This is a genomic window from Actinomycetota bacterium, assembly GCA_019347575.1.
In the GTDB taxonomy this organism is placed as follows: Bacteria; Actinomycetota; Nitriliruptoria; order Nitriliruptorales; family Nitriliruptoraceae; genus JAHWKY01.
In genome coordinates, this window is the sequence record JAHWKY010000003.1 from 66,085 (window position 1) to 80,504 (window position 14,420).

Annotated in this window: 10 protein-coding genes; 6 read left to right on the forward strand and 4 right to left on the reverse strand. The window is 69.2% G+C overall.

Going from position 1 to position 14,420, the window contains the following annotated elements; all coding sequences use genetic code 11:
• Positions 1-34 precede the first annotated feature (34 nt).
• Genes KY469_02625 through KY469_02640 form a run of 4 tightly spaced genes read left to right on the forward strand, consistent with a single transcriptional unit; the run spans position 35 to position 3,751 of the window.
• Positions 35-1,126, forward strand: coding sequence for a glycosyltransferase (locus KY469_02625; protein MBW3661968.1), 1,092 nt, complete (start codon positions 35-37; stop codon positions 1,124-1,126).
• On the forward strand, positions 1,123-1,716 hold the full coding sequence (locus KY469_02630; protein ID MBW3661969.1) for an N-acetyltransferase: 594 nt from the start codon (positions 1,123-1,125) through the stop codon (positions 1,714-1,716). Before KY469_02625 ends, KY469_02630 begins: the two co-directional genes overlap by 4 nt.
• The gene (locus KY469_02635) at positions 1,713-2,765 is read left to right on the forward strand and encodes a DegT/DnrJ/EryC1/StrS family aminotransferase (protein MBW3661970.1); all 1,053 of its coding nucleotides are present in this window, start codon (positions 1,713-1,715) and stop codon (positions 2,763-2,765) included. Before KY469_02630 ends, KY469_02635 begins: the two co-directional genes overlap by 4 nt.
• A gap of 35 nt (positions 2,766-2,800) precedes the next feature.
• Positions 2,801-3,751, forward strand: coding sequence for a Gfo/Idh/MocA family oxidoreductase (locus KY469_02640; GenBank protein MBW3661971.1), 951 nt, complete (start codon positions 2,801-2,803; stop codon positions 3,749-3,751).
• An 18-nt stretch (positions 3,752-3,769) separates the two neighbouring features.
• Here the strand turns inward: KY469_02640 and wecB are convergent, their stop codons facing one another.
• Genes wecB through KY469_02655 form a run of 3 tightly spaced genes read right to left on the reverse strand, consistent with a single transcriptional unit; the run spans position 3,770 to position 10,910 of the window.
• Positions 3,770-4,843, reverse strand: coding sequence for a UDP-N-acetylglucosamine 2-epimerase (non-hydrolyzing) (wecB, locus tag KY469_02645; protein ID MBW3661972.1), 1,074 nt, complete (start codon positions 4,841-4,843; stop codon positions 3,770-3,772).
• Positions 4,844-4,855: 12 nt separating this feature from the next.
• Entirely contained in the window at positions 4,856-8,476 is a 3,621-nt protein-coding gene (locus tag KY469_02650) for a hypothetical protein (GenBank protein MBW3661973.1), read from the reverse strand.
• Positions 8,477-8,492: 16 nt separating this feature from the next.
• Entirely contained in the window at positions 8,493-10,910 is a 2,418-nt protein-coding gene (locus KY469_02655; GenBank protein ID MBW3661974.1) for a tetratricopeptide repeat protein, read from the reverse strand.
• A 60-nt stretch (positions 10,911-10,970) separates the two neighbouring features.
• On the opposite strand from KY469_02655, the gene KY469_02660 reads away from it, so the two are divergent.
• Positions 10,971-11,975, forward strand: coding sequence for a hypothetical protein (locus tag KY469_02660; protein MBW3661975.1), 1,005 nt, complete (start codon positions 10,971-10,973; stop codon positions 11,973-11,975).
• On the opposite strand, the gene KY469_02665 is transcribed toward KY469_02660, so the two are convergent.
• The gene (locus KY469_02665) at positions 11,957-12,979 is read right to left on the reverse strand and encodes an NAD(P)-dependent oxidoreductase (protein MBW3661976.1); all 1,023 of its coding nucleotides are present in this window, start codon (positions 12,977-12,979) and stop codon (positions 11,957-11,959) included. The genes KY469_02660 and KY469_02665 overlap by 19 nt on opposite strands.
• A 130-nt stretch (positions 12,980-13,109) precedes the next feature.
• On the opposite strand from KY469_02665, the gene KY469_02670 reads away from it, so the two are divergent.
• The gene (locus tag KY469_02670) at positions 13,110-14,414 is read left to right on the forward strand and encodes a NeuD/PglB/VioB family sugar acetyltransferase (protein ID MBW3661977.1); all 1,305 of its coding nucleotides are present in this window, start codon (positions 13,110-13,112) and stop codon (positions 14,412-14,414) included.
• The last annotated feature ends 6 nt before the right edge of the window (positions 14,415-14,420 follow it).

Consider the following 14,420-nt stretch of genomic DNA (forward strand, 5'->3'; position numbering starts at 1 on the left):
CGTTGCTCGTCTCCCGCCGCTGGACGCTGAGGCTGTGCTCGACGTCCTCGTAGCCACCACGGCTCACGACGTGGCGGATGCACGTCTGCACCGGCTGGTCTCCGGGATGGCTGCGGCCGGCCTCGACGTCGCCGTCGAGGGCATCGGGCGTCGCGAGGACGCACCAGCCGCGGCACTGGACGTCCGTGTGCACGCTGGTCGGCCTCGGCTCGTCCGCGCCTGGCGTGCTCTGCGTACCGTCGCTACCGCTCGTGCCCGCGTCCTGGTCGTCGTCGATCCGGAGCTGATCCTGCTGGCACCTCTCTGGCGCGCGTTGCATCGAGCCCCAGTGGTCGCGGACGTCCACGAGGACTACGCCGCGGTGGTCCACGACCGCTGGTGGCTCCCGTCGTGGTCGCGCCCCCTCGGCTCCTTCGCAGCCCGGATGGTTCCCCGTGCCGCCGCGCGCGCCGACCTGACCGTCGTGGCTGACCATCACGTCCCTCCGCTCGATGACCGGATGGTCGTCCGCAACCTGCCGCGGCTCGACGACCTGCCCACGCCAGCTCCGCGGGATGACGCGCCCCGGGCGGTGTACGTCGGTGATGTTCGTGCGTCGCGGGGTCTGCACACGATGGTCGACACGGTGGTGAGCACCGAACCGTGGACGCTCGATCTGATCGGCGCCATCTCAGCCGGCGATGCCGCCTGGGTCCGTGAGCGCGCGGCACGTGGGGGCCGCCCTGACGCGGTCCGGGTTCACGGGCGGCGGCCCCCCGACGGGTCGTGGGCCATCGCGTCCGGAGCCTGGATCGGCTTCGCGGTACTCGCGGACACCCCTGCGTTCCGGCAGGCCATGCCGACCAAGCTCTACGAGTACGCGGCGATGGGCATCCCCCCCCTGGTCTCGGACCTCGAGCCGCTGCGGCGTTTCGTCGCGGAGAGCGGGGGAGGAGTCGTGACGGACGGAGCCGAAGCCGTGACAGCTAGACTCCGGGCGTGGAGGGATGACCCGACTCCGCTCGACCGCCTCCGCGAGGCGGGTCGGGCCTGGGCCGAGGCTCACCTGACAACCCCATCCCCCTTCGATGACCTGGGTGTCGCGGTGCGACGCCTCGTCCGACCTGCTGCGGGAGACCTCCGATGAGCGCTCGTATCCTGCCCAGTGCAGACGTGGACGAACGAGCCAGGATCGGCGCCGGAACCGTGGTCTGGCACCTGGCGCAGATCCGTGAAGATGCTGAGGTCGGTCCCGACTGCACGATCGGTCGTGGCGCGTACGTCGATGTCGGCGTCAAGCTCGGAGCGAACTGCAAGATCCAGAACCACGCTCTGCTGTACGCGCCGGCCGAACTCGAGGACGGGGTGTTCGTGGGTCCGGCGGTCGTCTTCACCAACGATGGCTACCCCAGAGCCGTCAACCCCGACGGGAAGCTGAAGTCCGCCGCCGACTGGGAAGCGCGGGGCGTGAGCGTGGGCCGCGGGGCCTCGATCGGCGCGCGGTCGGTCGTCCTTGGCGGTGTGCGCATCGGGTCCTGGGCGATGGTCGCTGCCGGTGCGGTCGTGACGCGTGACGTCCCGGCGTACGCGCTCGTCGTGGGTGTCCCGGCTCGACGAGTGGCGTGGGTCGGCCCCGCGGGGGTGCCGCTCGAGCTCGATGACCGCGATCACCTCATCTGTCCCGCGACCGGTCAGATGTTCCGAGAACGTGATGGCGACCTGGAGGAACTGGCGTGATCCCGATCGCGAAGCCACTCATCGGCGACGAGGAACGGGCCGCCGTCGACGCCGTGCTCCGTTCCGGCGCACTGGCGCAGGGTCCAGAGGTAGCGGCCTTCGAGGACGAGTTCTCGGACCTGGTCGAGGGACGCCACTGCGTCGCGGTGAACGCCGGCACGTCGGCTCTTCACCTGGCGCTGCTCGCGGCCGGCGTCGGTCCGGGCGATGAGGTCGTCGTGCCATCGTTCACCTTCGCGGCGACCGCGAACTCGGTCCGGCTCGTCGGTGCGACACCGGTCTTCGTCGACATCGAACCTGCGACCTTCACCATCGATCCGGAGGCTGTCGCAGCCGCGATAACCCCCCGCACAGCCGCGATCATGCCCGTTCACCTGTACGGGCACCCCGCCCGCATGCGTGAGCTGGTGGTGCTCGCCCAGCGGCACGGGCTGCTGGTCATCGAGGACGCCGCCCAGGCACACGCCGGGGAACTCGACGGCGAGCCGATCGGCACGTTCGGCTCGATCGCAGCGTTCAGCTTCTACCCCACCAAGAACATGACCACGGGCGAGGGGGGGATGATCGTCACCGATGACGCCGACGTCGCGCGGCGCTGTCGGCTCTTCCGCAACCAGGGCATGGAGGAGCGCTACCGCAACGAGGTCGTGGGCTTCAACCTCAGGATGACCGATATCGGGGCGGCCATCGGTCGCGTCCAGCTCGGCCGGCTCGCGGGCTGGACCGAGCGGCGGATCGCCAACGCGCGCCACCTCGATGACCACCTGCAGACCGTGGTGACACCACCCGTTGCATCGGGCGCCAAGCACGTCTACCACCAGTACACCGTGCGGTCCGACCGTCGTGACGAGCTCGGCGAGGTCCTGCCGCGTCGTGGCGTCGGAGTCGGTGTGTACTACCCCGTTCCGGTCCACCGACTGCCCTCGTTCGACCTGCGGCTCGATCTGCCAGAGACGGAGCGGGCCGCAGCGGAGGTGCTGTCGCTGCCGGTCGGTCCGCACCTCACGCCGGCCGATCTCGAGCACATCGTCGAGGCGGTGAACTCGTGACCCACGCGCTGAGGGCTGGTGTCATCGGTCTCGGGATGATGGGACGCAACCACGTCCGCGTCCTGGGTTCCCTGGGCGGGGTCGAGCTCGTCGCGGTCGCGGATTCGCAGCAGGATCGACGCGACATCGCGGCGGATCTGCCGCTCTGCGGTTCGTTGGACGAACTCCTCGAACACGACCTCGACCTCTGCGTCGTCGCCGTGCCCACCGAGGACCACGAGTCGGTCGGACTGCAACTGGCGCAGGCGGGGGTCCACGCGCTGATCGAGAAGCCACTGGCGAACGATTCCGAGGGTGCCCGGCGTCTGGTCGAGGTCTTCGAGCGGGCAGGTCTGGTCGGCTGCGTCGGCCACATCGAGCGCTACAACCCCGCTCTCCGATCCCTACGCCAGCGACTCGAGGCCGGTGAGCTCGGCGAGATCTTCCAGATCGCGACGCGCCGTCAGGGACCGTTCCCCGATCGCATCCGGGATGTCGGTGTGGTCAAGGATCTGGCGACGCACGACTTCGATCTGTCGGCCTGGGTCGGCAACTCACGGTTCGTGTCGGTCGCGGCCCGGATCACCCACAAGGTGGGTCGACCCCACGAGGATATGGTCTCGGCCGTCGGGACCCTCGCGAACGGCACGATCACCAACCATCTGGTGAACTGGCTGACGCCGTTCAAGGAGCGCGTGACGGTCGTCACCGGTGACGCGGGCTGTTTCGTCGCCGACACGCTGCTCGCCGACCTCACCTTCTACGAGAACGGCGACGTCGCCACGCAGTGGGACACCATCTCGCGGTTCCGGGGCGTGACCGAAGGTGACATGCACCGGTTCGCGATCGAGAAGCCGGAGCCGCTGCAGGTCGAGCTCGCCAACTTCCGAGACGCGGTCCTCGGCCAGGACGCGGACATCGTCACGCTGCGCGACGGGCTGGCCGTGGTTGCGGTCGCGGAAGCGGTACTGCGTTCTGCGCAGGAGGGAACCCTCGAGGAGTTGTGAGCTAGGACAGCTTGGTGCCTAGATCGCGGCTCGGGCGTGCTCCTCGAGCAGGGCGACGATCCGCTCGCTGGCTTGCCCGTCCCCGTAGGGCGCCGTCGGGGGCTGGTCCGGGGGGGGACGCATGACCACATCTGCCAGCGAGGCGACGTCAGCTGCCAGCACGTTCCAGCCTCCCTCGAGTGTCTCGAGCCACTCGGTCTCGGATCGCAGCGTCGTGCAGGGTGTGCCGAGCGCATGCGCCTCCTTCTGCAGGCCACCGGAGTCGGTGATCACACCCCGTGCGCGTAGCACGCTGGCGACCAGCGCTGGGTAGGCCAAGGGTTCGACAGGGCGTATCGCACCGTACGCGAGCTCGAGGCCGTGCTCGGCAGCCCGAGCTGCGAGGCGCGGGTGGACGCTGAGGACGACCGGGATATCCAGCGCGGCGAGGGACGCCACGATGGCTGCCAGCCGGGCGGGCTTATCGGTGTTCTCCGCTCGGTGGATCGTCGCGAGCACGAAGTCGGTGAGGTCACGAACGGGCGCAGGCAGCGGCGGCTCCTCGGCTTCGACCGCCGCCCGCACGCGGGTGAGGACGTCGATCATCACGTCACCGACCAGTTCCGATCTGGCCTCGAGCCCCTCGCGCCGCAGGTTCTCGAGCGCGACCCGTGAGGGGGCCAGGAGCAGATCGGCGAGGTGATCGGAGGCGACGCGGTTGTGCTCTTCGGGCATGCGACGGTTGAAGGACCGCAGGCCAGCCTCGACGTGTGCCAGGGGCGTGTGGATCTTGACCGCTGCGAGAGCTCCGGCCAGTGTCGAGTTGGTATCGCCGTAGACGATGGCCCACGTCGGCTCGACCGCCGCGATCTCTCGCTCGAGGCCGACGAGCATCGCCGCGGTCTGAGCAGCGTGGGAGTCCGAGCCCACTCCGAGGTTCACGTCGGGTTCGGGGATGCGCAGGTCGGCGAAGAAGACCTCGGACATTCCGACGTCGTAGTGCTGGCCGGTGTGGACGATGATGTGCTCGTGACCAGCCGCCTGGAACGCGGTAGCCAAGGGGGCCAACTTGATGAACTGGGGACGCGCCCCGACGATGCTCAGCAGTCGCACGCTCTCCCCTTGCTAACCGAGATCGAGTTCGGCGAGCTCGGCACGGATGCGCCCCAGGACGGAACCACTGGAGGTCGGGGGCGAGGCTGACGGTGGTGAGCCCAGGAACCGTCTGAGATCCTCTCCATCGCGGCACACCGTGACACGGTCAGCGAAGTCGAGTTCGTCGATGGGCACGACGGCGGCGAGGTCAACGATGGCTGCGGGAACCCCGGCGTGCAGCGCGTCTGCCAGTGCCGACGAGTAGATCGAGAGCGCGACGTCGGCGCAGCCCAGCACCGATCGGAGCGGAGCCTCTCGATCCGTGAGCACCCGTATCCGCGGAGAGGTGAGCACCTCACGCTCGAGCTCGCCGCTGGCTCCCTCGCGCAGCTTGACCAGCAACTTCCACCCCGGGAGCGCCTCCACCGTCGCTCGGATCGATTCGTAGGTGCGACGGATGCTGCTGGTCGTGAGCAGCGGTCCTTTCGCGGCCTGCGGGAAGAGCACCGCCAGACGGTCCCGATCCTTCCACGCCACGATGTGCTCGGGGCACGGCGCGTCGGTGACTTCCCAGGCGGCGTTCCCCACGGAGGCGATCCGTCGACGCGGGTCGTAACCGTCCAGGTGCATCGCGCGCTCGGCTCGTTGGCTCCATGCCAACATGAGGTCGAAGCTCAGGAGGTCGGCGATCGAGAACGGGAGGATGGCACCGTGCTGGACATCGATACTCGTGACCGGCGCCGTGCTGGCCAGCGGCCCCCAGACCGTCCGGTCCATCGATCCGGCGAGGACGCGCACCTCGCGCGAACGCACGAGCCCGTCCAGCGGACTCGCGATCTTGAGCAGCTGCAGGCCCTCGGCGAGGACATCGAGGAGCTCGTGGCGCTGTGCGGGGTCCGACAACGACAACTGCTCTTCGGCTCGCACCAGGGCTGCCGTGCCGGCTCCGTGAGCCTCTTCGTCGATGTGGAGCTCGGCGAACGTTGCGGCGTCGATCGTAACGCGGGGCCCGGCGATGGCCTCGATCGTCTCGTGCGTACCGGGACGGTCGTTCTTCGCGAGCAGGACCGTCGGAAGCCGCTCGCCGAGCTCAGCGGCGAGGCACGTCAGGATGGCGCGTTCCGTCGCTGCCCCGACGAGGACGACGGCGCTGCCACGTGGGACGCTGGAGGTCGCCTCTGTCCCGTGGGGCGGGCCACGACGGGCGCCCAGCGCCTTGCGGTGTCGGGCCAGAAGATCACGTCGCACCGTGTGGCCCGCCGTGAACGGACCGCCGGGCGCATCGATCGCCTCGGCTACGTCCACAAGCTGCGTGGTCGTCAACATCGTGTTGACGACGGTCGCCGGCCCACGGTGGGTGCGGAGGAAGGCGATGAGCGGCGGAAGCTCCTGGATGCCTAGGCGCAGCGTGAGAGCCAGACGCAGGACCGGCACGAGATCCAGGCTCGGCACCAGATCCCGGAGTAGCGAGGGAGTAGCGGCGAGCAGGGCGTCGACGCGCTCGTCCGCAAGCCGGCGTGCCGTGGGGAAGTAGTCGGGTAGGAGCGCGACGGCAGGGACATCGGCCAGCGGCTCCACGTCGACCGCGGTGACCTTGCTGGAGGATCCGAACCGCTCACGCAGAAGTCGATCGAGCTTCGTCGATCGGTGGCGGAGGTAGATCGTCTCAGGAGTCCTGGCACGTCCGTGCGCGCCGGCAGGCATGACCGCTTCGTTGCTCTCCGGATCAGGCAAGCCGAGGAACCTGCCGATGACGGCGGCCGAATGTCGGCCCGAGTGGTAGGTGCTCACGTAGGCGGGGCCACGGGCGGCGATCGCGCGGTACCGATCGGGTTCCGCGCAGATGGAGGAGAGCACCTCACCCAGATCGTCCGGTGTCGCCTCGACGATGGGGACCTCGGTCCCGAGTTTGGCGATTCGGTCTCGGATCGGCTCGCGGATGTGTCCGACGACGACCCTCCCAGAGGCGAGGGCTTGGGAGGCCAGGAGTCCGTAGCTGCCGATACGGAACTGGTCGAGCACGACATCGGCATCGCGTAGCGTGTCCGGCATCTGCTCGAACGGAACGCCTCGGAGACGGCGGTACTCGATCCGACCCGCCTCGTGGAGCGGTACGCACACCTCGTCGACGTACCCCGAGCCCTTCATCACCTCCTTCGACGGGGCGTGGACGACGACCGGCCGGTCACGTCGGAGCGGTGGTCGACCACCTCCCCACGTGCCCAACTCGAGCACGTGGGGGAGCCACGTGGCTGAGGGAACGTCATCGAGCAGGTCGACGGTGGTCACGAACATCGGTCCATCGAAGGCTTCGACGTAGGGCCGGATCGCGTCCACCTGGGTCTGCAGCTTCTCGGTGAGCGGATGCTCGCCGCCGCGGAAGGGCGACCACGGCTCGATCTCCGCGTGGCGTCTGGGATCGCGGATCTCCGAACCGCGGAAGACGAGGCCGACCGCGATCCGGTGACTCGCCAGGGCGGGTAGGTCGTCGAAGAAGTACCTCCCGTTCAACCGGCCGAGCACCGAGAGCGCCTGCTCGACCAGCACGTGCGAATAGTTCTCGAGGACGTAACGCGTCCACTGCAGCTGCCAGTCGAGCGAACGCCACTGTCCGATCGAGATGCTGTGATGGCTCGGGAACGCCATGTCGAGGCGGCCGGTCGCGAACTGGACCCCGAACACCTCGACGTCGACCGAGGGGTACCACTCCTGTAGTGCCTGCGACCAGGCCCATGCCTGTCCGTTGCCGTTCCTCGGGCCGATCCCCAGGCGACGCACACGCGCGAGGGCCTTCGCCAGCGGTGGAGTCAACGGGGTGGGACGACTCGCCTGGACCGGGGTGCGATGGCTGGGTAGGTCGCGGCCGAGCAGTTGCCCGTAGGCGGTTACGAGATCGCCGGTGCTGGCAGTGTGGTCCAAGACGACATCGAGGCCCTGCCGCTGGGCTCGCGGTAGCCGACACGCCGTCTCGTCGTCCGCCACCACGTAGAGATCCTGGCCCGTCGCGGCGCCACGGATCCGGAAGTCGAACGCGACGCGTACCGCGGCGGGATCCAGCACATGCACGACATCAGGTCGCAACTCGTCGAGAGCCGGCCCGAGGATCAGTTCGAACTCGTCGGCGCGTCGTTCCGGCTGGGTCTCCGCGTCATGATCGGCGTCACCCTGTGGGGCACCGATCTCGACCCGTCGGCGTTCGACCCTGCGGCGCACGGCGATGCCACGGCGCAGCGTCCCGATGTAGATCCTGGCCAGCCACCCCAGCGCGCGACGGATGGGTTTAGGGGCGTCCGCGACGGCGACCTTGGTCCGAGCGATCCTGGTGGCGGTGCGACGTTCGCGCAGCTTCCCGCGCTGACGGGCACTAGTGACCTCGTCCTGGTCGGACAGGCCCACGAGCCGCCGCCACCGGGGCACTCGGTTCCCGCCTCCGCCCCGTCGCAGTCGGATCCGGTGGGGTACCTCGACGTGCCAGAAGCCATCGCCCTGGGTGATCCCACGCTGGGATCCGTGAGCGAGACCCACAACCGTCACCTCGAGGCCGTGCCTGGCGAGGCTCCGTGCGATGTCCTCGACCTGAGGGTCGCCGACGAGGCGTCGTCCTGCGGTGATGACCACGTGGGCGACCGCAGGCTCGGCCGTTTCACCCACGCGTGTTCCTCCCGAGCTACGAGCGGGGATGCCCAAGCCTAGTGCCCAGCCCCGGGACCGCAGCCGGGTCGAGGAGCGCCGCTGGATCCGCCCCCGTCGCCAGAGCCAGGACGGCCCGGGCGACCCGCCCGGCAGGGTTGTCGGCCACGAGGTGGGGGTTGCGTTCGAAGTACGCGTGCCGACGCCGATCCGACGCCTCGCGGACCGCGGGATCCGTCAGGAGCGAGACGACCCCGTGACGGGTCTGGTCCTCGGTCGTGGCACCGTCGGCGAGGCCGACGTCGACGTAGGGAACGGGTAGCGGCTCACCCGTCAGGTTCACGGACAGCACGCGACGGTCGAGGATCGCGGCCTCGATGACCACCGTGCTCCACCCTGAGACAACCAGGTCGGCTTCGACCAACTGCTCCGCGATCGCCCCGCCGTGGCCGACGGTGAAGTGATCAGGTGAGAGATGTCGAGCGAGGAGACCTTCGTACCACACGCCACGGCTCTCGGGGTCCCGCGGGTGCATCCGCACGTCGAGGCGAGCGTCGGGGACCTGCGCGACACCGCTGGCCACCGCGCCGAGCAGCCGCTCACAGTACGTCTCGGCGTAGCGCTGCAGCGCGAGCAGTACCCGGGAGCTCGAGCCTTGGGGCCGCGCTCGCGCCAACAGTTCCTCCCGGCGGGTCACGAGCGCGGTGAACCGGGGGATCCCCGTCATGAGGATCCGGTGAGGGGCGCAGCCGAAGTAGTCGATGTACAGATCGCGCGTGTGGTCATCGTGAACGGCGATCCAATCGGCCTGTAGCGGCTTCCACCGCGGCGAGGCGGAGAACACGGCAGCTTGCGGGAAGAGGCTGGGCACGCGGTGCCGGCGCGCGAGGGCTGCTGCGATCCGTGCCTCGGGGAACCGATCGGGAGCGAGGATCAGCGCGTCGGGGCGGCGACGCTCGAGGTGGCGGTCGAGGTGGATGGCGAACCTGCGGTACGCCGGAAGACGAGCACGAACCAGCCGTTCCACGTGCGGCTCGAGAACGGGCCAGATGTCGACGTCGTCGACCCCCCAGCTACGTCCGCTGGCCTGCGCGAGCGCCTCACGTGCCGTCCACCACAGGATCGAGGGCAGTCCGATGGCAGCGTCGTGCTCGGACGTCAGGAGCGCGAGGTGGTCGTCGAGCTCCACCCGTCCTGGGTAGCGCTCGGCCAGGTCGCGGTACTCGATGTAGCTGGTCTCCTTCGTGCCCAGGAGTGGGATGTCGATGACCGCTCGGTCGGTCAGGCACTCGAGCACCGGCGCCGAGTTCTGGACGTGCTGGGCCATGGGTGAGGCGATCACGGTGATGGTCGGCGTCGAGCGACGTCGTCGCCGGGGGCGGTGACCCGTCCGAGAGGCGGTGCGTGGGAGGGGCCACAGCGTCGGGGGTTCGACGAGCACAGGCGGTGTCACCCCGGCAGCGCGGTCGTGGTACTCGTCGGATGTCCACGGCAGGGCGTCGTACAACCCCGCCCGGCTCGACGCCCAGTACGACAGCACACGGTCCGGGCCGAACCGCTCCTCCGCGAAGCCTCGCACGGTGCGGTTCAGTCGGTTGTCACCGAGCAGGAAGATCACCTGCCGGTAGCGTCCAGAACGGAGGAGGTCAGCGAGGACGGTCACCGTCTTCCCCACCGCGAAGGCGCTGTCTCCGACGCGGTACGACATCCGATCGAGGAGGTCGACGCCCACGATGTGATGGAGTTCAGACGGCAGGTTCGATGCGATCAGCGCAACGATCCGCTCCCCCAGCGGATCGGTCTGTGTCGCGACACGCACGTCGAGGCTCTGCAGCCCCTCCGTTCCGTGGTCGAGCAGTGCCGTGATGCCCCCTGGGCTCAGCCTGGCGACCTTGTCGCTCAGCCGCGACTCCGTCACGACGACGTGCCCTTCCGGCATCAGACGAAGGTACGCGGGCAGGATCACCGGACTGACGCCGGCCTCCACGACGACGAGGTCCGGCCCTCGATCGTGAGGCGGGAGAGGTCGAACCTCGTCGAGCGGTCTCTCGGGCAGGTCAGCGAGTGCGAGGAGCAAGCCCTCCGCTTCGGTATCGTCCACGACCAGCTCCAGGACCTCCTGGAGCAGGTGCCGAGCGACCTCGCGCTCGCCCTCGGCCAGGTACTGCCGGGCACGTCCTCGCAGTGCGACCGCGAAGCGAACCGGCAGCTTGGGATCGCCGGGGTACAGCTCGAACGAGCGCCGGAACAAAGGCAACGCGTCCGCGTACAGGCCCTCCCTCGTCGCGAGCTTCGCCTTGTGGTGCAGCAGACCCGCCAGCTTGGCGGTCGCCTTGGCGAAGGTCGGATCTGAGTCGACGACCGCTTCGAAGCGGTCGATCGCGGTATCGATGTCGCCGGTCTTGTAGGCCGCCTGACCCTCGGCGTAGAGCGTGGCGGTGTCGCGACGATCCATCGGTGGAGGCCCGTGAGTGCGAGTCGGGGTTACGGCCGACCGACACGGGGAAGGCGACGTGTGGGTCGTAGGCTGGCCGAGCCTAACAGCATCGTGATCTCCGAGCGGTGGGAGGACGTGGCGGGAGTGGGGGCACCAGGATCGACGGGACCGTGGTTCCACCTCGGCCACGCCGGCCCGGCATCCGCGTGGCTCCGGCACGTGCTGATCCGCCGACACCCTCAACTGCGTCTGTTCCCGCAGGCGAACCGGCTGGCGCCCACGTTGCTCCGACGCATCCCCGGGGAGCGTGAGTTCGATCCGGACCACCCTGCGTGGCAGTCGCTGGTGCGCGCGGCTCGACCGGTGATGGGCAAGGTGAGCGTGGCCTCGTTCGATGGGTTCACCGCGCTCGGTGAGGCGACGCGGTCCTCCCTGGAACGCAGCTTGAGACGCCTCGGTTCTCTCTTCCCCGAAGCTCGCATCCTGTTCGTCGTCCGCGAACAGGTGGCTGCCGTCGCCACGGCGTACGCCGAACATCTCGATGCGGGCGGCCAGGGCAGTGCACGGCGTTTCGTGAGCGAGCTGTGCCAGGAGGGCGCGAGCGACGTCCTGCACCACGACGCGACGATCGAGCTCCTCCGTGACGTCTTCGGGGACGATCGGGTCGAGGTCCTGCTCGACGAGGACTGCCTCGTCGATCCCGAGGCGTGGGCCGCTCGCTGCTACTCGTCCCTGGGGGTTCAGAGTGACGCACCGTGGCTCGTCGACCTGGAGCGTCCGTCCCTGTGCGCGAGGTCACGTTCGACCGTCATCCTCCAGCGTGCGCTCAACCGAGCGTTCGGTCCCTCTACCTCCGATCCGAGGACCGTCACCCCCCGGTGGCCTGGTTGGGTGAGATCGCTCCCCGTGCCTCGCGCCGGTCCTGTCGACGAGGACCCCCGGGTCAGGTGGGAGACCCCGATCGCCTCCATGCCATCATCACTGGCGCGCGACCTCGGTCGGCGCTACGTGCAGAGCAACCGCCGCGCCGAGCAGATGACGGGGTACGACCTCTCCGGTGCTGGCTACGCCGTCACGTCCTGACCTACCGACCAGTTGCCGTGGTAGTTCCCGCGGTCCTCCACCTCGTGGAAGAGCCCCGCCTCGACCGCCGCGACCAAGCGCGGGACGAAGTCAGCTACCGAGCGCTGCGTCGTGAACCCGAGGACGCGCTCGATCTTGTCGAAGGACACCCGGTAGTTGCGCGGGTCGGAACCGTGCTCCCCGTACTCGACCTCCCCGTCGAGGTGGCGAAGGATCTCCTGAACGATCGTGGCCTTCGTCCAGTTGCTATCGCCACCGCCGACGTTGAAGACCTCGCCGGCGACGTCAGTGCTCGACGCCTGGAGCGCGAGCAGGATGGCGCGGGCGATGTCATGGGTGTGACAGTACGGCCGCCAGGTGTCCTTGTCGTAGACGAGGAGGTTCCGGCCGAGCGCGAGTTCGCGGACGAACTCGTTCACGGTCAGGTCGAACCGCATGCGGGGCGATCCCCCGTACGCGGTCGCGATCCGGAGGATGACGGGTTCGAAGGCGAGCTCGTCCTGCTCCTCGACCAGCCACCTCTCGAGTGCCACCTTGGTCTCGGCGTACAGCGACTTCGGGTTCAGCGCATCGGTCTCGACGGCCGGCGTGTCGGTGTCACGGAGCCCGTAGTTGCTGCACGTCGACGTGAAGACCACGCGCTCGACGCCGGCGTCTGACGCGGCCTGAAGGAAGCGTTCGCTGCCATCGACGTTGATGCTGCGCGTCAGATCGGGGTACTGCTTGCTGATCGGATCACCGACCATCGATGCGAGCAGAACGACGTCGGTGATGTCCTCGAACGCCGCGGACGAGGCACCGACGTCGCGCAGATCCCCCCGGACGAGCGAGAACGCTGGCTCGTCGATAACGCTGGAGAGGGAATCCGCGTGTCCGTAGATGAACCGGTCGAGGACCCGGACGCGGTAACCGGATGTCAGGAGGGCGCGTACCAGAACCGAACCCACGTACCCGCCACCCCCGACGACGAGGACGTGGCGGTTCGCCGGTGCGGTGTCGGACATGTTTCACCCCGAGATGTGGGCGTGACGGGAGCGGGCCGTGCAGCGTAGCGCTGACTCACCAACGCGAAGATGGCGTAGGGCCACCGCTGAGTACGCTGACGCGCAGCCAGCACGGAGTCCACGACACCCGATGACGACGATCGCCCTCGTCCCGGCGCGAGGTGGTTCGAAGGGGCTGCCCGGCAAGAACCTCGCACGCGTCGCCGGGCGGACACTCGTCGCTCGCGCCGTGCAGGTCGCCGCGGCGTGTCCCGAGATCGACGAGATCGTGGTCTCCAGTGACGACGACGCCATCCTGCACGAGGGAGAGGTCAGCGGCGCAACGCCGCTGCGTCGACCTGCCCAACTCGCGACCGACGAGGCGCCGACCCTGGATGTGGTCGCCCATCTCCTCGCGGAGCGGCCGGACGCGGACCTACTCGTGCTGCTGCAACCGACCTCGCCGCTGCGCAGCCCGGACGATGTCCAGGCCTGTCTGCGGTCGGTCGGCTCGGCACCGGTCGCCGTGACGGTCACACCGGTCGAGCATCCGATCGAGTGGACGTTCCGCCTCGGAACGGGAGGCGAGCTCCTGCCGGCTTCGGGCTGGGACGGTGTGGTGGGACGTCGTCAGGACGCGTCATCGACGTACCGACTGACGGGCGCGGTCTACGTGGCTCGGGCCGAGCATCTGCGTGCTGGAGGGGCGCTCGTCGGGCCGGGCACAGTCGGTATCGTGACACCGCGCGCGCGGGCGATCGACGTCGACGACCATCACGATCTCCTCGTCGCGCGCATCCTGGCGGCGGAGAGCGGAGACGGGAGCAAGGTGGCCGATGAGGTGGTCCTCTTCGGCGGGGGAGGTCACGCTCGAGCCGTCGCGGACGCCCTGGGGCGGATGGGGACCGAGGTCGTGGCCATCGTCGATCCGGCGGCAGACCGAGCCGTCGAGGGCGTGCGTGTGGTCACCTCGGACCCGGCGGGCATCGAGCTGACCCGCGAGCTGGGGGTCGCCGCGGTGGTCGCCATCGGAGATAACGCGACCCGTCGCGCGCTCTGCGTGCGCATCTCCAACGCGGGTGTCTCGCTCCCACCCATCGTCGCGCGGACGGCAACCGTGGCTCGCGACGCGCAGCTCGGGTCGGGATCTGTGGTGCTCGAGCACGCGCACGTCGGGCCCGGAGCTCGCGTCGGCGCGGCCGCCATCGTCAACACCCACAGCGTCGTCGAACACGGCTGCGTCGTCGGGCCGGGAGCCCACGTTGCGCCAGGCGCCGTCCTCAACGGAGGCGTCGAGGTCGGAGACGAGGCGCTGGTCGGCGCCGGCGCGGTGGCGCTACCGCTCAGCCGCGTCGGGAGGCACGCTCGCGTGGGAGCTGGTGCCGTCGTCCGCGATGACGTCCCCGACCACGTCACCGTCGCGGGCGTGCCAGCACGGACCCTGGGACCCTCGTGACCTCGT